The 19,981-nt window shown below is 61.1% G+C and carries 21 protein-coding genes; 9 read left to right on the top strand and 12 right to left on the bottom strand.

Translation table 11 applies throughout. The features are described 5' to 3' along the window. Nucleotides 1–271 precede the first annotated feature (271 nt). The 4 genes from ACXAH0_RS18980 to ACXAH0_RS18965 form a co-directional block, all read right to left on the bottom strand. Entirely contained in the window at nucleotides 272–1,597 is a 1,326-nt protein-coding gene (locus ACXAH0_RS18980) for an ammonium transporter (protein WP_475194163.1), read from the bottom strand. 20 nt (nucleotides 1,598–1,617) lie between these two features. After that, a complete protein-coding gene (locus ACXAH0_RS18975) occupies nucleotides 1,618–1,968 on the bottom strand; it encodes a P-II family nitrogen regulator (protein WP_475176117.1) in 351 nt (116 codons plus the stop codon). Between the two features lie 425 nt (nucleotides 1,969–2,393). Next, a complete protein-coding gene (locus ACXAH0_RS18970; RefSeq protein WP_475176112.1) occupies nucleotides 2,394–2,948 on the bottom strand; it encodes a DUF924 family protein in 555 nt (184 codons plus the stop codon). Between the two features lie 92 nt (nucleotides 2,949–3,040). Further along, entirely contained in the window at nucleotides 3,041–3,847 is an 807-nt protein-coding gene (locus ACXAH0_RS18965; protein WP_475194161.1) for a substrate-binding periplasmic protein, read from the bottom strand. A gap of 273 nt (nucleotides 3,848–4,120) precedes the next feature. On the opposite strand from ACXAH0_RS18965, the gene ACXAH0_RS18960 reads away from it, so the two are divergent. After that, nucleotides 4,121–4,348: a sulfurtransferase TusA family protein gene (locus ACXAH0_RS18960; protein WP_475176104.1), complete on the top strand. Its 228-nt coding sequence runs from the start codon at nucleotides 4,121–4,123 to the stop codon at nucleotides 4,346–4,348. Between the two features lie 22 nt (nucleotides 4,349–4,370). On the opposite strand, the gene ACXAH0_RS18955 is transcribed toward ACXAH0_RS18960, so the two are convergent. Then, nucleotides 4,371–4,667, bottom strand: a complete 297-nt coding sequence (locus tag ACXAH0_RS18955) for a 4a-hydroxytetrahydrobiopterin dehydratase (RefSeq protein WP_475176102.1) — start codon at nucleotides 4,665–4,667, stop codon at nucleotides 4,371–4,373. A gap of 215 nt (nucleotides 4,668–4,882) precedes the next feature. Here ACXAH0_RS18955 and ACXAH0_RS18950 point away from each other — a divergent pair, with 215 nt between their 5' ends. Both ACXAH0_RS18950 and ACXAH0_RS18945 read left to right on the top strand, forming a co-directional pair. Beyond that, nucleotides 4,883–5,338 carry a low molecular weight protein-tyrosine-phosphatase gene (locus ACXAH0_RS18950; protein ID WP_475194160.1) on the top strand — a complete coding sequence of 152 codons (456 nt, stop codon included), beginning with the start codon at nucleotides 4,883–4,885 and terminating at the stop codon, nucleotides 5,336–5,338. 247 nt (nucleotides 5,339–5,585) lie between these two features. Further along, nucleotides 5,586–5,876 (top strand): hypothetical protein, encoded by a 291-nt coding sequence (locus tag ACXAH0_RS18945; protein ID WP_475176091.1) that lies wholly within the window; start codon nucleotides 5,586–5,588, stop codon nucleotides 5,874–5,876. A gap of 35 nt (nucleotides 5,877–5,911) precedes the next feature. Here the strand turns inward: ACXAH0_RS18945 and ACXAH0_RS18940 are convergent, their stop codons facing one another. After that, nucleotides 5,912–6,769, bottom strand: coding sequence for a phosphatase PAP2 family protein (locus ACXAH0_RS18940; protein ID WP_475194157.1), 858 nt, complete (start codon nucleotides 6,767–6,769; stop codon nucleotides 5,912–5,914). A gap of 108 nt (nucleotides 6,770–6,877) precedes the next feature. On the opposite strand from ACXAH0_RS18940, the gene ACXAH0_RS18935 reads away from it, so the two are divergent. Continuing rightward, a complete protein-coding gene (locus tag ACXAH0_RS18935) occupies nucleotides 6,878–7,540 on the top strand; it encodes a DsbA family protein (protein ID WP_475176082.1) in 663 nt (220 codons plus the stop codon). Between the two features lie 31 nt (nucleotides 7,541–7,571). On the opposite strand, the gene ACXAH0_RS18930 is transcribed toward ACXAH0_RS18935, so the two are convergent. Further along, nucleotides 7,572–8,738, bottom strand: a complete 1,167-nt coding sequence (locus ACXAH0_RS18930) for an ATP-binding response regulator (RefSeq protein ID WP_475194155.1) — start codon at nucleotides 8,736–8,738, stop codon at nucleotides 7,572–7,574. A gap of 257 nt (nucleotides 8,739–8,995) precedes the next feature. Between ACXAH0_RS18930 and ACXAH0_RS18925 the strand changes: the two genes are divergently transcribed. Beyond that, nucleotides 8,996–9,970 (top strand): AEC family transporter, encoded by a 975-nt coding sequence (locus tag ACXAH0_RS18925; protein ID WP_475176073.1) that lies wholly within the window; start codon nucleotides 8,996–8,998, stop codon nucleotides 9,968–9,970. 174 nt (nucleotides 9,971–10,144) lie between these two features. Here ACXAH0_RS18925 and gluQRS read toward each other — a convergent pair whose 3' ends face one another. After that, the gene (gluQRS, locus tag ACXAH0_RS18920; RefSeq protein WP_475194150.1) at nucleotides 10,145–11,029 is read right to left on the bottom strand and encodes a tRNA glutamyl-Q(34) synthetase GluQRS; all 885 of its coding nucleotides are present in this window, start codon (nucleotides 11,027–11,029) and stop codon (nucleotides 10,145–10,147) included. A gap of 140 nt (nucleotides 11,030–11,169) precedes the next feature. Here gluQRS and ACXAH0_RS18915 point away from each other — a divergent pair, with 140 nt between their 5' ends. Next, the gene (locus ACXAH0_RS18915; RefSeq protein ID WP_475194149.1) at nucleotides 11,170–11,811 is read left to right on the top strand and encodes a DNA-3-methyladenine glycosylase family protein; all 642 of its coding nucleotides are present in this window, start codon (nucleotides 11,170–11,172) and stop codon (nucleotides 11,809–11,811) included. Nucleotides 11,812–11,834: 23 nt separating this feature from the next. On the opposite strand, the gene ACXAH0_RS18910 is transcribed toward ACXAH0_RS18915, so the two are convergent. Next, the gene (locus ACXAH0_RS18910) at nucleotides 11,835–12,608 is read right to left on the bottom strand and encodes an alpha/beta hydrolase (protein WP_475194147.1); all 774 of its coding nucleotides are present in this window, start codon (nucleotides 12,606–12,608) and stop codon (nucleotides 11,835–11,837) included. 85 nt (nucleotides 12,609–12,693) lie between these two features. On the opposite strand from ACXAH0_RS18910, the gene ACXAH0_RS18905 reads away from it, so the two are divergent. After that, the gene (locus ACXAH0_RS18905; protein ID WP_475176061.1) at nucleotides 12,694–13,914 is read left to right on the top strand and encodes a glycosyltransferase family 4 protein; all 1,221 of its coding nucleotides are present in this window, start codon (nucleotides 12,694–12,696) and stop codon (nucleotides 13,912–13,914) included. Here the strand turns inward: ACXAH0_RS18905 and thpR are convergent. The 3 genes from thpR to ACXAH0_RS18890 all read right to left on the bottom strand — a co-directional run bounded on the left by thpR (nucleotide 13,896) and on the right by ACXAH0_RS18890 (nucleotide 16,440). Beyond that, complete coding sequence (gene thpR, locus ACXAH0_RS18900) at nucleotides 13,896–14,432, bottom strand: RNA 2',3'-cyclic phosphodiesterase (RefSeq protein WP_475194144.1); 537 nt, start codon at nucleotides 14,430–14,432, stop codon at nucleotides 13,896–13,898. The genes ACXAH0_RS18905 and thpR overlap by 19 nt on opposite strands. A gap of 256 nt (nucleotides 14,433–14,688) precedes the next feature. Next, entirely contained in the window at nucleotides 14,689–15,741 is a 1,053-nt protein-coding gene (locus tag ACXAH0_RS18895; protein WP_475176055.1) for an aldo/keto reductase, read from the bottom strand. A gap of 69 nt (nucleotides 15,742–15,810) precedes the next feature. After that, nucleotides 15,811–16,440: an arylesterase gene (locus ACXAH0_RS18890; RefSeq protein ID WP_475176050.1), complete on the bottom strand. Its 630-nt coding sequence runs from the start codon at nucleotides 16,438–16,440 to the stop codon at nucleotides 15,811–15,813. Between the two features lie 125 nt (nucleotides 16,441–16,565). On the opposite strand from ACXAH0_RS18890, the gene ACXAH0_RS18885 reads away from it, so the two are divergent. Together ACXAH0_RS18885 and ACXAH0_RS18880 are read left to right on the top strand one after the other, a co-directional pair. Beyond that, on the top strand, nucleotides 16,566–17,282 hold the full coding sequence (locus ACXAH0_RS18885) for an ABC transporter ATP-binding protein (RefSeq protein WP_475176047.1): 717 nt from the start codon (nucleotides 16,566–16,568) through the stop codon (nucleotides 17,280–17,282). Then, nucleotides 17,279–19,861, top strand: a complete 2,583-nt coding sequence (locus tag ACXAH0_RS18880) for an ABC transporter permease (protein WP_475194141.1) — start codon at nucleotides 17,279–17,281, stop codon at nucleotides 19,859–19,861. Before ACXAH0_RS18885 ends, ACXAH0_RS18880 begins: the two co-directional genes overlap by 4 nt. The last annotated feature ends 120 nt before the right edge of the window (nucleotides 19,862–19,981 follow it).

Below are 19,981 nucleotides of genomic sequence, written 5' to 3'. Positions count from 1 at the left end.
GAATGCTCTTTGGACAGGCGCGTGGGTCCCCGCTCGAACCGGGGAAGACACCCTGAGGCGCGGTGATAGACCGGTCTCACGAACCTGCCCCCTCTCCCTCACCTTTCGGAACTGCCTCAGCCCTCTCTTGAGAGAGCGGCAGCTGGGGTGGCGCTGCTCTTCTTTCGGGGCAAGCCTGCGGCAAGCAAAAAAACCCGGGGTTGCCCCCGGGTTTCCAGTTTGCGGTCTGAGCCAAAAGACCGCCTGGGAGATATTCTCCGCGTCTCTTTGGTCAGAGACGCTGGGAGCCCGTACCGAATTCCGGATAGGCTTCGACACCGACTTCGGCCTTGTCCAGACCGAGGGCTTCTTCTTCCTCGGTAACCCGGATTCCGATGGTGACCTTCAGGACGAACCAGACAATGGCGCTGGCCACAAAGGTGAAGGCACCGTAGGAGACAATCCCGATGATCTGCGTGCCGTAGGACGCACCATCGTTGGACAGCGGCACAATGAGCGTGCCCCAGATACCCGCCAGAAGGTGAACCGGGATAGCGCCGACAACGTCGTCGATCTTCAGCTTGTCGAGCATCGGCACAGCGAAGACGACAATTGCACCACCAACGCCACCGATCAGGAGGGTCTGCCACATGCTCGGAGCAAGCGGCTCGGCCGTGATGGAGACCAGACCGGCCAGCGCGCCGTTCAGAGCCATCGTGACGTCGACCTTCTTGTAAAGGACCTGGGTCAGGATGACAGCAACCACAACACCGGCAGCAGCGGCCATGTTGGTGTTGGCGAAGATGCGGGAGACGTCGGTCACGTCACCGATGGAGCCCATGGCAAGCTGGGACGCCCCGTTGAAGCCGAACCAGCCGAGCCACAGGATGAACGTGCCGAGGGTTGCCAGCGGCATGGAAGATCCCGGGAAAGGATGCACGGAGCCGTCAGCGCCGTATTTGCCTTTACGGGCGCCAAGAATGATGGCACCGGCCAAAGCCGCCCAGCCACCAACGGAGTGAACGATCGTGGAACCGGCAAAGTCGGAGAAGCCCATTTCGGAGAGCCAGCCAGCACCCCACTGCCAGGAGCCGGAAATCGGGTAAAGAACACCGGTCAGGACCGCGGTGAAGATCAGGAAAGGCCACAGCTTGATACGCTCGGCCACGGTGCCGGACACGATGGAAGCGGTTGCCGCCACAAAGACCATCTGGAAGAACCAGTCGGAGGCGGTCGAGTAGCCGGTATCGAGGGCGTCGCCACCAACCGGATCGAACGAATACGGGCCGAAGGAGCCGATAAAGCCGCCGTCAACGCCGGTGTACATCAGATTGTAACCGGTGATCCAGAACATGATGCCTGCCACAGAGTAGAGCACAATGTTCTTCAGGCACTGCATGGAGACGTTCTTGGACCGGACAAGGCCTGCTTCCAGCATGGCAAATCCGGCGGCCATGAACATGACCAGAAAGCCGCCCATGAGGAACAGCAGCGTGTTGAAGATATAAGCAACTTCCGGAGCAACAGCCGGAGTTTCCGTGTCCTGAGCGAAGGCCGGAAGAGCCGACAGGCTCAACAGGGCAAGTGTCGCCGCGCTCTTTGCGACTAGTTTTTTCATGATACGTTTCCTTACCTAAATCACAGAGCTTCGGCGTCTGTTTCGCCCGTGCGGATGCGCACAGCCTGATCGATCGAGTGAACGAAAATCTTGCCGTCTCCGATCTGACCCGTCTTGGCCGCACCGGAGATGACTTCGATAACCTGTTCGACAGCAGAACTGTCGACAGCGACTTCGATTTTCAGCTTTGGCAGGAAGCTCACCGCATATTCCGTCCCGCGGTAGATTTCGGTGTGCCCCTTCTGGCGGCCATAGCCTTTCACTTCGGTCACCGTCAGACCCTGGATGCCGATGCCGGTCAGGGCATCACGCACTTCGTCGAGCTTGAACGGCTTTATGATGGCCATCACTATCTTCATTGCTCGTACCATTCCCCTTTTTTGCGCCCCTTCCCTTCGAAGAAGCCAGCCGTCCGCGCCAGCATTGCGCCTGTTGTTATGGAGTCCCCTCTGGAAGGGATTTTTCAGGTCGCAAGACCGCCTGGGCCTGGAAAACCGGCGCGGCGTCGCCCTTTGTTAATCAAGGACCGTGCCAAATGGCAGGAGCCATGAGAAAAATGTAATAATTTCAAACTATTATTCAAAAGCAGCCAAAAAAAGCGGCGTTAAGCCTGAGAGACGGCCTGTGCCCAAAACTTGAAAACGCATAAAAAATAGACAAAAAACAAGCAGAAGCCCAAAAATAGGGCATATCGTTTGCCTGGCAACCGCTCAGAAAAAAGGCAGCGCCCCATTTCGGCCATCTGAACGGCCGCAATTTTCTGAAAAAGCCACAGAATGGACTGGCTCACTCACCGTCAGGCAGAAAACCCGCCCGTCTGGAGGTAAGCGGTTTCCTCCGGCGTCGACACGCGCCCGAGAACGGTGTTGCGGTGGGGAAAGCGGCCGAACCGCCGGATCACATCCATGTGGATCAGGGCGTAGTGGTAAAACTCCGTATTGCCCAGCTGCCGGCACAAATCCACCGCGCGCTCCTGATGGGCCATGTTTTCCGAATGCTCGAACGGCAGATAGAAAAAAACGCGCACATCCAGGGGAAAGGCCCGGTCATAGCCGCGCTCCAGAGCCGCTTCAGCAAGGGCGAGCGCCTTGGCATCCGCCGAAAAGGCATCCGGCGTGCCACGGTCAATATTGCGGGTCATCTGATCAAGCAGAAGGATCAGCGCCAGGGCTCCATCCGCCGTCTCTGCCCAGCCATCCAGCGCCCCGGCCCGGGCCTCCTGCACAGCACTGCGGAAACCGTTGCTGCATTCGGCATCGAAGGTCTCGTCCCCTGCAAACCATTTGGCCGCTCCGGCCCGCCACCAGAAATCGAGCACATCCTGCGGGGAGATCGGGAGAGCATCAGTCATGGGGGCTCCGGGGGTCTGTGAGTTGCCTGAACAGAAGAGGCTTAACAGTTACTCCCAAATGCATGGCAGGAAAAGTCACCTTAGCGGGTTGGCTATTGGCAGGCCTGGGCCAGCCAGGCACTGCGATGACGCTGTGTCAGCTCGCCCTTCAGACCATTTTCCGTCAACCGGGCCATCTCGGAGCGGAAAGCCTCCACCAGCACCGGATCGGTCCCTTTGCTGAACACCGCCCAAAGCGGCTTGGCCAGGGCCTCAATAAACACAACCGGCTGCAGACGGCGGCCATCATAACCCTGTCTGCAGGCAGACGCCTGGGCCAGAAATCCGGTGAGGGGCAGGAGATCGATCCGGCCATGATAGAGCATCTCGATGCCCTGCTGATAATTGATGACCGGGATCAGCCGTCCCTTTGCGTCCAGGCCGAGGGTGGCAAAATAGGTCTGAACGTTGCTGCCGTCCTGAACACCGATCTTGACGTCGAGATCCAATAAATCAGTCAGGGTTTCGACCGGAATCCCGGGACGGGAGGACAGCTGAAACAGATATTGCCCGTAAGGGGACACCTCTCCCAGCCATTGGAACCGGTCCTCCCGGTCGGGCGTTCTGGAGATGGAAAAGAACATCACATCCGGCTCGGTTTCCGCCAGCAGCATGGCCCGTTTCCAGGGCAGAAACTCAAAAGACCTGACCCTCACCGGGTAGTGCTCATTCACTCCCGCGACCGCAGCTTCGATGAAATGGGTGACATAGCCGTCCGGCACACCGTTATTGTTCCATTGGAGCGGAGCAAAATTCTGGGCGATGATACGTATTTCATTGGGGGCAGCAGAAGCTGGTATCAGCCAGGCCAGTCCAACAAGGACACCTGCAACCAGAACTTTCAACATCCCAGATGTCATCACCTCCTCCAAAACAGAACTTTGCAAGAACGCGCAACACGCTCTACGGAAGCGGCTTTTGATTTTCGTTTGAAGTTTGACCCTTTTATCAAGTTTAAACAATTGGAATCCGTCACATTCTGGAATATTTTTCAGCGCTTGAAGCGTGCCGCGGTCATCCGGTGTCAAATCGTTTCGCCCCGCGCGCTGAAACCTCTGGTTTCAAGAAGCGAAAGGCAAATCCGATGAAACGCGGTTTTCAATAAGCCAATAGGAATGCAGAAGGCCAACCCCGTGAGCGAAACAGTGCTGGATCTGAAGGGCCTGAAATGCCCGCTTCCCGTTCTCAAGACCCGCAAAGCCCTTTCCAGCCTGTCCGGTGGGGACCGGCTGGTTGTGCTGACAACAGATCCGATGGCAGAAATCGACATCCCCCATTTCTGCCAGGAGAACGGCCACATATTGGTCTCTGGAGAACGCACGGATTTTGGCCACCGGTTCGAACTGGCCAAGGGCAGCTGACGCCGCCCGCCCTGCGAAAGCCTCAGCCCTGACCAGCGATCCGGTTCATCTCCCGGGCCAGTTCCAGATCCAGGCAGCTCAGGCCACCGGCATCATGGGTTGCGAGCGTCACGTCAACGGTCCGGTAGACATTGGACCATTCCGGATGATGGTCCATCTTTTCCGCCACCAGCGCCACCTGGGTCATGAAGGCGAAGGCTTCGCGGAAGTCGCGGAACCTGAAGGACTTGAAAATTGCTTCCCGCCCGTCGCACAGTTTCCAGTCAGGCAAGGCTGAGAGCCCCGCTGCCCGTTCTTCCGGTTTCAGCCGTTCGGCCATGGGTGTCCTCCTCAAAATGGGGGCTGCGTTTTGTAATCTGTTGCCGACCGCAGCCGCATATCAATCACAATTGATAGAGACCTATCCTATCGCGATGACAGAGCGAAGGCGACGGGCGAAGGCGACGGGCGAAGGCGCGCCTCCCGCCCTGCCATTGCCTTTCCCGCGAAAACACAACACCTTTGCCGCAACGTAGCCAGGACCAGGAGAAAACAATGCCCCAGAGAATTCTGTTTGTCTGCCTTGGCAATATCTGCCGCTCCCCCCTGGCAGAAGGCATTTTTCGGGCTCAGGCCGGTTCCGCCGGGCTTGCCGGTGCGCTCAGCATAGACTCCGCCGGCACAGGCCCCTGGCACGTGGGCAAGCCACCGGATCCCCGTTCCATCCAGGTGGCGGCTCAGCACGGGATCGACATTTCCACCCAGCGGGCCCGGCAGATCGCTGCCACCGATTTCGGCGATTTCGACACAATCCTGGCCATGGACCGCAGCAATCTGGCAACGCTGGAGGCCCTGGACACCGGCACCGGGGCGGATCTCCGCCTGCTGCTCGACACTCCGGCACAAGATGTGCCGGACCCCTATTATGGCGGCCCAGGCGGATTTGAAGATGTCTACCAGCTGCTCTGGTCCGGCTGTGAAAACTTTCTCAACACCTTGCGCAGAGACTAAAGCAAGTGGCCTTCAATCGGCTTTGCCTCGCGCTGCCTGAAATCGGGAATTTCAGCACAAAAGACAAAACGATTCGGTTCCATAGGAAGATGACGCGCTCCAGGATCGGTCCGGCAGGTTCATAAATCCGTCTTGGAGCCTGCTTATGGGTGGAAAGACCGGGGTCTTGAAGCCCAGTTTAAAAACTCTTTGCAGGCGATCAACCGGACTGAGATGCGACCGGTTGATCCAGAGGCTTGGCAACGCAATGAAACTCCTCTGGTGGTCGCTGGCCACCATGCTCATTCTGCTTGGATTGGCGACGGTTTGGCTGCCCATTCCCACCGGCGTTCCCCTGCTGGCGCTCGGACTGATCGTGATCATCGGCACCAGCCGAAGCGCTGCCCGGCTTTTGCGGAAGCGCCGGCGCTCCACCCCGCCGTTGAACGAGGTCATCACCTGGGTGGAAAACCGGTCGCCCTTGCGCTTTGCCCGGATCCTGAAACGCACACGCCCCAGAAAGAAGCTCCCGCCGGGTGATCCGGAAGGGCTGGCCTGATCAGACACCTGCCCCTTCACGCGTGTTTGGCTTGGTCAGTGGTCGGAAAACGCCTTCAACGCTTTGCCATGGGCCTTGCGGGCGCGATGAGCCATTCGGCGCAAGAACCGCTGCAGCCGGCGCCCCCGGACCGTGAACCATTCATCCAGTTGCCGGTCGCTCACCAGCGGTGGCACCTTTTGGTAAAACAGATGGTAGACGGCCAGGATCAAGAGCAGGGTCACACCCCAGGAAATCAGGGTGTCGGAGAAGAAATGCCCGCCAAATGCAACGCGGTTCGCCGACAGGATCAGGCACAGCGGCACCAGAAACCACAACGCCGCCTTGCGCCACGTTGCCGGAACCAGCAGCGCCAGAGACGTCAGCCAAATGGCCGCCGATGCTTCTCCGGACACGAAGGAACAGTTGCTTTGGCAATAATCCGTAATCTTCCAGACCGGCTGGTAGGGCAGATCTCCGCCGAAAGTATCCACATAGCGCGGCCGCGGCCGACCCCAATTGTCCTTCAAAACGGCATTGACAAGAACGCCCGGCCCCAGAATGAGCGTGGTCAGCAGAAACAACGGCTGGCGGAGCGGCATCAGCGGCGGCCGTCCCGGCACAAGAAGCTTGAACACCAGAACCGCGACACATGTCACCGCGATCACCCTGACGAGAAACGGCCCCAGATGCCGGACCTCCCGCAGGAACGGCTCATTCTGCGCCCAGAACCCGGAATTCTCAGAATAAGACAGCCCGCTCGCCCAAAAATCAGCGCCCGGGAAAATCAGGAAAAACAGGGACACGATGCAGATATAGCCCGTAACCGCAAGCATCGGATGGGCCAGACACCAGTCAACCGCCTTGCGGCCCCGGGACTTCGGTCTATTCTGGAGGGGATCGGAATGTGTCATCACTTCATTTCAGACCAGTTCAGGAATGCATGATCTACCCCATCCCCCGTCATCATCCAATCCCCTGACAGACAAGGCCGGCGCGCTGCGCAGGATAACAAGGTGCCCATGAGCCACCAGCCCCCTTCCTCCGACGACACCAAAATCGTGCCGATCCGGCCCGGGCGACGCCCGGTGCTGCACTTCTGGTACGAATTCGCTTCCACCTACAGCTATCTCTCGGCCATGCGTCTTGAAGTCCTGTCCCGGGAGGCGGAGATCGACATTCTCTGGCGCCCGTTCCTGCTTGGGCCCCTGTTCAAGAAACAGGGTTGGGACACGTCCCCCTTCAACCTTCAGCCCGCCAAGGGCCGCTACATGTGGCAAGACCTGGAACGCCAGTGCCAGCGCTACGGCCTGCCCTTTTCCATGCCGGACCCCTTCCCTCAGAACAGCCTGATGGCCGCCCGGATTGCCCATAGTGGCCGCCAGCGACCCTGGGTCGGTGCCTTTTCCCGGGCGGTCTATGTGGCTCAATTTGGCCAAGGCCTTGATATTTCGAACGAAAGCCTGATGGCAGATCTACTTTTGGAAACCGGCGCCCCGGCCCGGGAGGCGCTGGAAACGGCCCAAACCTCCGAAGCAAAAATCGGTCTGAGAGCCGCCGTCGCCGAAGCCGAACAGCTCGGCATCTTTGGCGCCCCAAGTTTCGTGCTGGAAGACGGCACCCTGTTCTGGGGGGACGACCGGCTGGAGCAGGCGATCGAAATGGCCGTGAGCCTATCGCCATAAACAGCATCAGGGAAAGGCGGTCATGTGTCTTTCACGGCCGCACTGCACAGATCCGTTCCAGCGCCTGATAGAGCACAGCCGGTGACAGGGGCTTGGTGACCACGTCCAGAAACCCGGCATCCGTCAGCCGCTGTTCCCCGACCGCTTCCAGCGAAGCGGTGACGGCCACAAGCGGCAGACGGCGGCCGGGTACGCGACGGAGCAACTCCTCCGCCGTTTCCAGCCCGCTCAAACCGGGCATATTGAGATCCAGCAGAATGACATCAAAGCCGTCGATCTGCGCATGCGCCAGCGCCTCTTCTCCGGAGCGCACAATCTCACAGGACATGCCAAAAGATTCCAACAGCGCGGCCAGGAGCCGGCAATTGATGTCATTGTCATCGACAATCAGCACATGGGCCTGAAGCCCCTCGCCTGGCTCAAATCCGGAACCGCCCTCCCCCCCAAAGGTTTGAGCCTCCGCGCCCTTTGGGATACCTGCGCCGTCTCCAGATATCGGCACCAGAACATCGAACCGGCTACCGCCGGTCTCGGGCTGGACCAGTTTCAGCTCCCCGCCCAGCGCCCGCGCCTGCCGCTCAGCGCCCCAGAGCCCCAGCCCGGTGCCCGGCCCGGTGGACAGGCCCTGCCGTCCGCGCGCGAAAGGCTGGAACAGCGCCGCTTCTTCCTCCGCATCGATCCCCGGTCCGGTATCGGTCACGGAAATCCGCACCAGTTCCGGGTCGGCAGCCCCCGCCCCCTTGCCGTCCTCTGGCGGCACGTCAGACACTTCAACAAGAATGTGCCCCGACGCAGTGTATTTGACGGAATTGTCGAGAAGCGTGGTGATGATCCGGCGCAGCTCGGCCCCTGAGACCGTGACAAGGGGCCGTGCCGCCTTCGCAATCTCAACCACCAACGTCAGTTGTTTCGCTTCAGCCGCTACCCGGAACAGGCCGGTACAGTCATTGACGATGTCGCAAATCTGCTCCGGTGCCGCCTCCGGCGTCCCGCCCGGATCGGCCACCTGCACCAGCTTGCCGGTCATGCCGGTCAGGGCGTCGATGGAGCGGACCAGAATGGCCAGATGATCGGCCTGCGCCTCACTCAAGGCTTCGCTGCCAATCAGTTCCGCCGTCAGGCGCATGGCCGTCAACGGCGTTCTGAGATCGTGGGCCAGCAGCGCAAGCCTGACGCTTTCGTCCTCTCGTTCTGCCATGTCGCCCTCTTCCTTTCTGGACCCGACGCAGGAGAAGGGCCGAAAAGCTCTGCCCGGTAAACGGCAAAAACAGCTTGACCCTTCTGCCTTCTATCTTGAAGCTTGACCGCGCGCCATCCAATCCCCAAAAGCAGTTGCCAACTGCAAATTGTCTTCCGCCAGCAAGGTGCGCCTGCCCAAGGCCCACCCAGCCGCCACCACAGGTGCCCTTCGGCCCTTGTCTTTCCCCGTCTCACATCAAGACCCGGTCCGCCCGCATGCTTTTCCAAACCCTCACGATCGTTGCTCCGGTATTTCTTTTGATCGGGGTCGGCTATGCCCTCGCCCGGTTCAAGGTCCTGGGCGACGGGATCGGCGATGCGCTCGGCCAATTCGTCTTTATCGTCGCCCTGCCCATTCTGGTCTTCCGCTCCCTGATCACTGCGGACCTGTCCGCCGGACTGCCCTTTGCCCTGTGGGGCAGCTATTTTCTGGGGGTAGCCTGCGCCTGGGTGCTGGGCACCGTGATCATCCGCAAGGCCTTCGGACGGGAGGCCCGGGCCGGGGCCATCGGGGGCATTTCATCGTCCTATTCCAACCTGCTGCTTGTGGGGGTTCCGGTGATTTCCGCCGTTTACGGCGACCGCGGCGTGACCCCCGTACTGCTGATCATTTCCATTCATCTGGCAACCATGACGCTGGTCACAGCCTTTGCAATGGAACGCTCCGCGGCCCAGGATAGCGGCGGCGCCCAGCCGCCGCTTGGACGGCTGGCACGGGATGCGGGACGCAGCATTGTCTCCAACCCGCTGGTGATCACGATCTTTCTCGCCTTTGTCTGGCGGCAGACCGGGCTGAGCCTTCCCAGCCTCGGCGATGACGTTCTGGGCCGGATCGGGTCAACTGCCCTGCCGCTTGCACTGTTGTCCTTGGGTATGAGCCTTGTCAAATATGGCATGCGCGGCAATGTGCTGCCGGGCCTGCTGCTCAGCGTCATCAAAGTCCTGATCATGCCGCTGACCGTGTTTCTGGCGGCCGCTTTCCTGTTCCATCTGCCACCCTTCTGGACCGCAGCCGCGACCCTTGCCGCAGGATGCCCGACCGGGGTGAATGCCTATGTCTTTGCCAACCGTTACGGCACGGGCCACGCGATGTCAGCCAATGCAATCACCCTGACCACCTTGAGCGCGGTCGTGACCATGAGCCTGTGGATCGGACTTTTGAACATCTGGTTTGGCCCCGCCCTTCACTAGTGCGGTGACTGTCACGTTCGTCCGAAGCCCGCCCTCAAATAAGGCCGGACTTCAAAGTGAGGGCACAGGAGCAGACCTTGCCCGATGCCCGTAACACGCTGCGATCTGCGCCTCACCGAAAGACCTCCGAAACCAGCCAGAGGGGGCGCTATCAGGTGAGATTGAGAAGGTCCCTCACAGACCAAGACGACGGCGCAGGTCTTTATGGGTCAGGCCGATCTCCCTCTGCGTCCTCAGGCTTGTGTCCTGGTTCGACTTGGAGAGTTTGCGCCCATCCGGCCCTGTGATCAGCCGGTGATGCCGGTATTTGGGCACTGGCAGGCCGAGCAAGTCCTGCAAAACCCGGTGCACGCTGGTGGCGTGGAAAAGGTCCTGCCCACGCAACACATCGGTGATGCCCTGAAAGGCATCATCAAGCACAACAGAAAGGTGATAGCTGGTTGGCGTGTCCTTGCGCGCAAGCACCACATCGCCCCAGGCAGCAGCCTGCACCGGCACCTTGCGGGGGGCATCGAACAGGGCCGGGCCTTCAGCGCCGAATTCCTCCCACACAAGATCCTTGCCGATATGGGCCAGCGCCTTTTTCATGTCGAGCCGAAGGGTGAAGGGTGCTTCGCTGTCCGCCCGTGCCTTCTGCTCCTGATGGGGCAAAACCGCCGCATCGCCGGGATAAAGCGGCGCGCCATCCGGATCCCGCGGCCAGGGCGTTCCGCTGGCCTCCTGCTCCGCCACGAACCGCTTGATTTCGGCTCGTGTGAGAAAGCCCGCATAAACAAGCCCCATGTCCTGCAGCCGTTCCAGCGCATCCCGGTAGCGGGGAAAGGCCTCCGACTGCCGCAGCACCGGCTCTTTTATCGGCACCCCAAGCCAGGCCAAATCCTCAAACATGTCCGCTTCCAGCTCCGGCGTGCAGCGGGTCTGGTCGATATCTTCCACCCGCACCAGAAAACGGCCTTTGAGAGCGACCGCTGCCCGCGCATTCAACAGCGCCGACAGCCCGTGGCCAAGATGCAGATGTCCATTGGGAGACGGGGCAAAACGAAAAACAGGCGTGGTCATCAAAAGGGCCGGACCCGGTGCAGACTGAAACTCCAATTTTACCTAGCATTCCCGCCTCAACACGCCTAGACGCAAGCAGGAAGCTGGCACGAAGTCGGAAATCAAACAGCGCGAAGCGACATTTTTGAGACCAAGCAGACATGATGCCGATTCAATCCACTGCCGATATTGCCCGAGGCCTTGAAAAGCTCATCGCCCAGGACCTGCGCCTGAAAGAAATCGCGCGGATCGCAGGCCCCCTGCCCCTGCGCCGCCGGCCGGCCGACTTTGAAGGGCTTGCGCAGATCGTCACCGCCCAACAAGTCTCGGTCGCAAGCGCCTCAGCGATTTTCCAGCGGGTCAAGGCTCTGGCAGAGCCCCTGGATGCCAAGGCCCTGAACGGGCTCACCGATGAAGACCTTGCCGGAGCCGGCCTGTCGCGCCCCAAAATCAAAACGCTGCGCGCCGTGGCACAGGCCTGCCATCAGGGACTGGATCTTGAAGGACTTGCGACCTGCCCGGCCGAAGACGCCCATGCGCGCCTGTGTACCATCAAGGGAATCGGGCGCTGGAGCGCCGATATTTTCCTGCTGTTCTGCGCCGGGCATCCGGATGTTTTTCCAAGTGGGGATCTTGCCCTCCAGATTGCCGTCGGCGCGGCGCTTAACCTTCCCGGGCGCCCCGCGGCAAAAGAGGTCGATACCATCGCCGAAGCCTGGGCCCCCCACCGCGCCATTGCCGCACGGCTGTTCTGGGCCTGGTACAAGGTGCAAAAAGAGGGACGGGAGACGCTGCCGGTTTGAGTCGGGCGCGCCTCAAAAAGACCTCATCCGGCCGTGTGTGCCGCAACGGCCCGCAGCAGCAGCTCCAGGTCCTGTGGCCGGGACAACCGGTGATCGCCATCGGGAACAAGACTGAACGTGACATCGTCCTGCGGCAGGGCTTCGACCAGCCGCTGAGCATGGGCGGCGGGAACATCCGGATCACAGCCCCCTTGCAAGATGGTCACCGGCACACCCAGATGCAGTGCCTGACCAAACAGCAGATGGTTCCGGCCGTCTTCGATCAGCTTGCGCGTAATCACATAGGGCTCATCGTCATAGGCAGACGGCTGCGCCCAGACGCCTTTGGACAGGATTTCCTCACTGATGCCATCGGTAAAGCGCTGTTTCCACATCAGTTCTTCGGTGAAATCAACCGCAGGAGCAATCAGGACAAGCCCCTTGATCCGCTGAGTTTCCTTGCGGCTGAGTGCCAGAAGCAGCGCAATCCAGCCGCCCATGGACGATCCGACCAGGATCGTCTCCTGCGCGCAGAACCGGTCGAACACGGCTTGCGCGTCTTCCAGCCAGTCAGAAACACAGGCCTCTTCGAACACACCACCCGACTGCCCGTGGCCGGAATAGTCAAAGCGGACAACGGCCCGGTTTTGCCTGCACCCATATTCGGCCAGCGCTTCCGCCTTGGTGCCGCTCATGTCCGATTTAAACCCGGAAAGCCAGAAAAGACCCGGCGCTTTCCCCTTTCTGACATCAACAGCAATCCGGCGTTCAGCCCCGTCTTTTCCCACCTGAATGAATTGCGGTTCCGGCCCACCCATATTATGGCTCTCATTCCAATGTTTTTTGGTCCACCCTGCCTTTGGCACAGTCACCCCCGCTTGAAAAGCCCGCCGGAGAAGTGAAGTGAGTCAACTGCCGCCTTCAACAACCGTCTTGCAGGTGATCCCGGACCTGAGCTCCGGTGGGGCGGAACGCACAACGCTCGATGTGGCCAGAGCCATCGTGGAGGCTGGCGGAAAGGCGCTGGTCGCAAGCCAGGGCGGCCAGCTTGTTCCGGAGCTGGAGGCAAGCGGCGCGGAACATCTCAGCCTGCCGGTGAAGTCCAAGAACCCGCTGACTCTCTGGAAAAACGCGGCCGCCCTGTCGGAGATCATCGGGCGTAGAAAGGTCAGCCTTGTCCACGCCCGCAGCAGGGCTCCGGCCTGGTCTTCGCTCTGGGCCGCCCGGCGCACCAAAATCCCGTTCGTGACCACCTATCACGGCACCTATAACCAGTCGAACGCCTTGAAAGCCTTCTACAACTCCGTGATGGCCCGGGGCGATGCCGTGATCGCCAATTCCCATTTCATTGCAAGCCTGATTGAGGACCGGCACCCGGTGGCAAAAGGCCGGGTCACCGTGATCCAGCGCGGCTCTGACCTGAAAAGCCTTGCGCCGGAAACCGTCAGCGCCCTGCGCCAGCAGGCCTTGAAAGACAGCTGGGGCGCACCGGCGGGACGGCCTATCATCTTGAATATGGCGCGCCTGACGGGCTGGAAAGGCCAGAAGGTTCTGATTGAGGCCATGGCGCTGTTAAAGGAGAGCGGGCGCAAGGAGCCGCTCGCCATTCTCGCGGGCGATGCCCAGGGCCGGGAGGCCTATGTGGCCGACCTGAAGGAGCTGATTGCGGACAAAGGCCTGCAGGACCAGGTGCGCCTTGTGGGCCATTGCGCCGATGTGCCGGCCGCCCTGGCCCTGGCGGATCTATCCGTTGTGGCCTCAATTGAACCGGAAGCCTTCGGGCGCGCCGCTGTTGAGGCGCAGGCTGCCAGTGTGCCGGTGATTGTGTCCAACCACGGCGCCGTGCCGGAAACCGTGCTCGCCCCGCCGGAAACGTCAGAGGCCGAGCGTACCGGCTGGCGGGTGCCGCCCGCAGATGCCGCCGCCCTGGCACAGGCCATCGAATACGCGCTGGACCAGGCCCCGGAGGAAAGGGAGGCCATGACCGGCCGGGCGCTGGACCATGTGCGCCGGAATTTTTCCGTTGAGACAATGTGCTCCCGCACCCTGGCCGTCTACGAAGGTCTGCTGGGCGCGCCGGTCACCGCTGCCAGGAGCCAGCCCGCTCACGCCGCAAGCGGATAGGCCTCTTCCACCAGATAGGGCCCGCCGCCAACACTCGACTTTGCCGAAAACAGCACGAACCGGCCGGCAATAAAGGGCGGTGCCTGGAAATTACCGCGCTCACTCAGCCACTTGGCCACATCATCATTGGTGGAGGTCTTACAGCGGGCCACCGTGACATGGGGAATGTATTTCCGGCGCTCGGCGGGCAGATGCAGCCGTTGCAGGATGCGCTCCTGCTCGGCCTGCAGCTCGGCAAGCTGAGATGTTGGCTCCACCCGCGCCCAGACTGCGTGGGGCTTGCCGTTGCCGAAAGAGCCCAGTCCGTTCAGGTGGATCTCAACAGGCTCCCGGCGCACCCGGTCCAGGGCGGCAACCACTTCGTCCGCTGTCCGGTCATCGATATCGCCGATGAACCGCAAGGTGAGATGATAGTTTTCCGGATCGATCCAGCGGGCGCCCCGAAGGCCTCCCCTGAGCATCGAAAGCATGAGGCCGGTCTGAGACGGGATCTCGAGGCCTGTAAAAAGGCGCGGCATGGGGTCTCCCTCCGCAATCGCTGACAAAAGCCATGAGGAATCAACTTCATGAAAATCGCAAGACAAAATTCTAAGTTGTTGCCTCTGTAACCGATTTTGCACCGCAGAGACGGGCCATGCGGGCGGGATTTGCCCCAGGCCCACCTGAAAAGCGGCAATTGATTCTCTTAAAAGGCCTTACAGGACAGATTGTTAGCAGGCCCGGTCTCGTCAATTTCCCCAATAGCCGGAGCGCAGACCACCCCGGCGGGAGAGGTTACGGCGCCGTATTGCCGAATTCCTGGTGCAGCGCGTCGATCTTTTCCAGAACATCGGCGCTCAAGGTCAGATCAGCGGCAGCAATATCCGTTTCCAACTGGTCCATCCGCGTGGCGCCCAGGATCACGGAGGTCATGAAGCTGCGCGACATGGCAAATGCAATGGCCATCTGCGCCGGATCAAGACCCGCATCTTTCGCAAGCGCAAAATAGGCCTCCACCGCCTCACTTGAGCCGGCCTGCTCATAGCGCTGCAGCCGGTTGTAGAGGGTTTTGCGGGCCCCTGCCGGAAGGGCACCGTTCCGGTATTTCCCAGTCAGATAGCCTTGCGCCAGCGCAGAATAGGCAAGAAGGCCGACCCCCTCACGATGGGCCACCTCCGCAAGCGCCGTTTCAAAGGTCCGGTTGATCAGGGAATAGGCGTTCTGGATGGAGACAACCCGGGGCACATTGGACTGCTCTGACGCGGTGACAAAACGCATGGTTCCCCAGGCGCTTTCGTTGGACAGGCCCACATGGCGGATCTTGCCTGCCTTCACCAAATCTCCCAGGACTTCCAGCGTCGACTGGATGCTGTTTTCATTCTCCACCGGCTCCACGTCCTGCCAGCGCGACGGATTGGACCCAAAGCCCGAAACAGTCCGGTCCGGCCAATGGATCTGGTAGAGGTCGATATAGTCGGTCTGGAGATTGCGCAGGCTCCGATCGACCGCAAATTCAATCTGCTTGCGACTCAGCTCACCGGTTTCACCATTTTCCCGGAACCAGTCCATGACGGTGCGGCCAACCACCTTGGTCGCCATGACGACCTTGTCCCGATGGCCGGTTTTTTGAAACCAGCTGCCGATGATGCGCTCCGTCCGCCCCTGGGTCTCCCTGTTCGGCGGGATCGGGTAAAGTTCTGCCGCATCGAAGAAATTGATACCCTTCTCAAGGGCATAGTCCATCTGGGCATGGCCTTCGGCTTCCGTGTTCTGTTCGCCGAATGTCATGGTTCCGAGGCAAAGGGCACTCACCTTTATATCGGTGCGGCCAAGAGGACGCTGTTCCATCGGGTTTCCCTTCAAAAAACTGAGTGGCGGCGCGGCGCAAGCCGGGGAGAGAGGGCTGCGCGCTGCGCCTCAAGAAGACTGGGCTTTTGCCAAAAGCTCTTCCACTTTCGGCAGGATGTTCTCAACGATGACCGCAACGCCATCGGCATTGGGATGCATTCCGTCGGATAGATTAAGATCGGGATTGAGCGCAACCCCTTCCAGAAAGAAAGGATAGAGCAGTGCCCCATGGGCCTTGGCCAGATCCGCATAGATCGGATCGAACTCTTTCGCATACTTCTCGCCCAGATTGCGGGGGGCCAGCATCCCGGCCAGCAGCACTTCTATGCCGCGCGCCCTGAGGCGGCTGGTGATTTCCTCCAGATTCCGCCGTGTGAGCGCCGGGGCAATGCCGCGCAGAGCGTCATTGGCTCCCAGCTCCACAATCACCGCATCAACCCCCTCCCCCACCGACCAGTCAAGCCGGGACAGCCCGCCGGACGTCGTATCGCCGGAGACACCTGCATTGATTACTTCCACCGGCTGGCCCCGGGCCTCCAGCGCTTTTTGCAGCTGTTCGGGAAACCCGTCACCGGGTGCCAGTTGATACCCGGCCGACAAGCTGTCGCCCAGCACCACAAGGGTCAGATCCGCAGCCCGGACCGGTGCGGTGCTCACGAAAATAAAAAGGAAACAACAGATGGCATATAGTCGTGTCACGTTAAAGACTCTTTCAGGACTGGAAGATCAATCGCCTGAAGCCCATATGGTCGCAGAGCGTCCGGATGTCGAGGGTGGTTCTTTCAAGGAAAAACGCCAGCACCGCCCCTTGTAAAGGCCATAGTATGACAAACTCTCCAGCGATTTCCCTGAAAAATGTGCATTTGACCCTCGGTGAAGGCGCCGGCCGGGTCCATATTCTCAAAGGGATTGATCTGGACATCGAAAAAGGAGCCTCCGCCGGACTGGTCGGCCCGTCCGGGTCCGGCAAGTCAACGCTTCTCATGGTCATGGCCGGTCTTGAACGAGCCGACAGGGGCAGCGTGAAGGTGGCCGGGTCGGATCTCGGCCCGCTCTCGGAAGATCAGCTGGCCCAGTTCCGAGGCCGCAATGTGGGCATCATCTTCCAGTCGTTCCATCTGGTTCCCAACATGACCGCTCTGGAAAATGTCGCCGTCCCCCTGGAGCTGGCAGGCGATGCATCGGCCTTCAAGAAGGCGGAAGCGGAGCTGGACGCAGTCGGCCTCGGCCACCGGCTGCATCACTATCCGGCCCAGATGTCCGGTGGCGAACAGCAGCGGGTTGCCGTTGCGCGCGCGCTCGTGGTGGAGCCGGAAATCCTGATTGCGGATGAGCCGACGGGAAATCTGGACGAGAGCACCGGCAACCAGATTGTCGACCTGATGTTCAAGGCCCGCCAGGAGCGGGGCACAACCCTGGTTCTCGTGACCCATGACCCGAACCTTGCGGAAAAATGCGACCGGACGATCCGGGTTCGCTCCGGCCAGATCGAAGAAGCGGGTAGCCCCCGGCAAAGCGCACCACAAGAGGTGTCTGCATGAGCAGCTTCGTGCCGGGGACCCTTCAAGAGGGCAGGCAGAGCTTTCCACTTGCTGCCCGCTTTGCCTTGCGCGAACTGCGCGGCGGCCTGAAAGGCTTTTACATCTTCATCGCCTGCATTGCCCTTGGCGTTGCCGCCATTGCCGGGGTGACCTCCTTGTCCCGCGCCCTGACCAATGGCATCGCCAATGAGGGACAGGCCATCCTCGGCGGGGATCTTGCCTTTTCGCTGAGCCTGCGGGAAGCCAGTGCCACGGAAACCGTCTTTCTGGACACGCTTGGCAGCGTGTCCCGCGTGGCAACGCTTCGGGCCATGGCGCGGCGACAGGACGGGAGCGATCAGGCACTGGTGGAATTGAAGGCCGTCGACAATGCCTATCCGCTTTATGGCACGCTGGATCTTGTGTCCGGACAAAAGCTGGATCAGGCGCTGGCAAAGCGGGAGGGCATGTGGGGGGCTGTGGCCGATCAGGCCCTTCTGGCCCGTCTGGATCTGTCGGTGGGCGACACCCTGTCCCTTGGGCGCACCACCGTGCGCATCACCGATGTGATTGGCAAGGAACCGGACAAACTGGCCAGCGGCATGGAATTCGGCCCGCGCCTGATGATTTCCGACAGCGCGATTGGCGATACGGGTCTGGTTCAGCCCGGCAGCCTGGTGCGCTGGCACCACCGGATCCGCATGTCCCCTGCCCCGGACCTTCAGGATCTGGATGCTCTGATTGCCAGCGCCAAGGCTGCAGAACCGGATGCGGGCTGGCGCATCCGCTCCCGGGCCAATGCCTCGCCCGGGCTGCAGCGCAGCATCGGCCGCTTTGCCCAGTTTCTCACGCTTGTGGGGCTGACCGCCCTGGTGGTCGGCGGCGTTGGCGTTGCCAATGCAATCCGGGCCTATCTGGACACAAAACGCGAGGTGATCGCCAGTTTCAAATGCCTCGGGGCCACCGGCGGGTTCGTCTTCCAGATCTATCTCGTGCAGATGCTGGTGATTGCCCTGATCGGCATTGTCATCGGCCTTGCAGTGGGCGCTGTTCTGCCCTTTGTCGCAGGCGCTGCGCTTGCCAGTGTGCTGCCGGTGCAGCTTGCCACCGGCATCTATCCCGCGGAGCTGGGGCTCGGGCTTGTCTACGGCCTCCTGACCGCGCTCGCCTTTGCGCTCTGGCCGCTGGGCCGGGCCCATGACGTTCCACCCACAGCCCTCTTCCGGGACATCGTGACCGGCGGAGCGAAATGGCCGCGCAAGCGCTATCTGGCCGCCACCGCCGTCACCGTTCTGCTTCTGGCAGGCATTGCCGTTCTGCTGTCCCATGACCGCTTCATTGCCACGGTCTATATCGCCGCCTCCGCAGGCGCCTTTGTCCTGCTGGTCACCGTGGCCCGGGTCATCATGGTGGCCGCACGGCGCCTGCCCTCCGTACGCTCGACCGAATTACGGCTGGCCATTGCCAACATTCACCGCCCCGGTGCGCTGACCCCCTCCGTGGTGCTGTCGCTTGGCCTTGGCCTGTCGCTGCTGGTGGCGCTTGCCCTGATTGACGGCAATCTGCGGCGGGAATTGACCGCCACCATGGCCGAGCGGGCGCCCAGCTTTTTCTTCGTCGACATCCAGAGCCATGAACGGGACGCATTTGAAGCACTCCTGAAACAGGAAGCCCCCGGCGCGCAGATCCAGAGCGTGCCCATGCTGCGCGGGCGGATCGTCAGCCTGAACGGCATTCCCTCCAGCGACTTCAAGCCCGCCCGGGAAGGATCCGACTGGGTGCTGCGCGGCGACCGGGGCATCACCTACGAGGCCACACTGCCGAAAAACTCCAAACTGGCCGCAGGCAATTGGTGGCCGCAGGACTATTCCGGGGAACCTCTGCTCTCCTTTGACGCGGAAGCGGCCACCGATCTTGGCCTGAAGATCGGCGACATGGTGACCGTGAACGTGCTCGGCCGCAAGATCACAGCCAAAATCGCCAACTTGCGGGACGTGGAATGGCAGTCCCTGTCCATCAATTTTGTGATGGTGTTTTCCCCCAACACCTTTGCCGGAGCGCCCCACGCCCATCTGATGACCCTCGGCTGGGACCAGGATGTGCCGGAGGCCCAGGAGCTGGCGCTCTTGAAAACCGTCTCGAATGCCTTTCCAACCGTGACGGCTGTGCGGGTGAAAGACGCCCTTGCCCAGGTCAACGATCTGGTCGCCCAGCTGGCCTGGGCCATTCGCGGAGCCAGCTCGATCACGCTGATTGCCAGCATTCTGGTGCTGGCCGGAGCGCTGGCGGCAGGTCACCGCAGCCGGATCTATGATGCGGTCATCCTGAAAACCCTTGGCGCCACACGGCCCCGCCTGATCCTGGCCTATGGCCTGGAATATGCGATCCTAGGCCTGACCACCGCCCTCTTCGCGCTGGTTGCCGGTGCTGCCGCCGCCTGGTTCGTGATCACCCGGATCATGGACGGGGAGTTCGTGCTTCTGCCGGTCACCGCCGCTGGCGCCGCCCTGGTGGCCTTGGTACTGACCGTTGGCTTCGGCCTGATCGGCACCTGGCGCATTCTGGGGGAGAAGCCGGCGCCGGTCCTGCGGAATCTCTAGATCACGGCCCGAAGCCCGCTTCCTCCGGCTCGCCGCCCAGAAAAGCCCCAAGACACGCCCCAAGGCACGCCCGCCAACAAGGGACATGCTTAAAGGCACAGGAGAACTTCCGGCAATATT

The sequence above is a fragment of the Roseibium sp. AWQ4_290 genome (assembly GCF_056160985.1).
The sequence above is the reverse complement of the archived record's forward strand: the minus strand, read 5'-3'. Positions and strand labels throughout refer to the sequence as shown.

Bases quoted from the DNA above. Each gene is read 5' to 3' on its own strand.
- ACXAH0_RS18980 (WP_475194163.1), bottom strand. From the start codon at position 1,597: ATGAAAAAACTAGTCGCAAAGAGCGCGGCGACACTTGCCCTGTTGAGC.
- ACXAH0_RS18975 (WP_475176117.1), bottom strand. From the start codon at position 1,968: ATGGTACGAGCAATGAAGATAGTGATGGCCATCATAAAGCCGTTCAAG.
- ACXAH0_RS18970 (WP_475176112.1), bottom strand. From the start codon at position 2,948: ATGACTGATGCTCTCCCGATCTCCCCGCAGGATGTGCTCGATTTCTGG.
- ACXAH0_RS18965 (WP_475194161.1), bottom strand. From the start codon at position 3,847: ATGACATCTGGGATGTTGAAAGTTCTGGTTGCAGGTGTCCTTGTTGGA.
- ACXAH0_RS18955 (WP_475176102.1), bottom strand. From the start codon at position 4,667: ATGGCCGAACGGCTGAAACCGGAAGAACGGGCAGCGGGGCTCTCAGCC.
- ACXAH0_RS18950 (WP_475194160.1), top strand. From the start codon at position 4,883: ATGCCCCAGAGAATTCTGTTTGTCTGCCTTGGCAATATCTGCCGCTCC.
- ACXAH0_RS18945 (WP_475176091.1), top strand. From the start codon at position 5,586: ATGAAACTCCTCTGGTGGTCGCTGGCCACCATGCTCATTCTGCTTGGA.
- ACXAH0_RS18940 (WP_475194157.1), bottom strand. From the start codon at position 6,769: ATGACACATTCCGATCCCCTCCAGAATAGACCGAAGTCCCGGGGCCGC.
- ACXAH0_RS18935 (WP_475176082.1), top strand. From the start codon at position 6,878: ATGAGCCACCAGCCCCCTTCCTCCGACGACACCAAAATCGTGCCGATC.
- ACXAH0_RS18930 (WP_475194155.1), bottom strand. From the start codon at position 8,738: ATGGCAGAACGAGAGGACGAAAGCGTCAGGCTTGCGCTGCTGGCCCAC.
- ACXAH0_RS18925 (WP_475176073.1), top strand. From the start codon at position 8,996: ATGCTTTTCCAAACCCTCACGATCGTTGCTCCGGTATTTCTTTTGATC.
- gluQRS (WP_475194150.1), bottom strand. From the start codon at position 11,029: ATGACCACGCCTGTTTTTCGTTTTGCCCCGTCTCCCAATGGACATCTG.
- ACXAH0_RS18915 (WP_475194149.1), top strand. From the start codon at position 11,170: ATGATGCCGATTCAATCCACTGCCGATATTGCCCGAGGCCTTGAAAAG.
- ACXAH0_RS18910 (WP_475194147.1), bottom strand. From the start codon at position 12,608: ATGGGTGGGCCGGAACCGCAATTCATTCAGGTGGGAAAAGACGGGGCT.
- thpR (WP_475194144.1), bottom strand. From the start codon at position 14,432: ATGCCGCGCCTTTTTACAGGCCTCGAGATCCCGTCTCAGACCGGCCTC.
- ACXAH0_RS18895 (WP_475176055.1), bottom strand. From the start codon at position 15,741: ATGGAACAGCGTCCTCTTGGCCGCACCGATATAAAGGTGAGTGCCCTT.
- ACXAH0_RS18885 (WP_475176047.1), top strand. From the start codon at position 16,566: ATGACAAACTCTCCAGCGATTTCCCTGAAAAATGTGCATTTGACCCTC.
- ACXAH0_RS18880 (WP_475194141.1), top strand. From the start codon at position 17,279: ATGAGCAGCTTCGTGCCGGGGACCCTTCAAGAGGGCAGGCAGAGCTTT.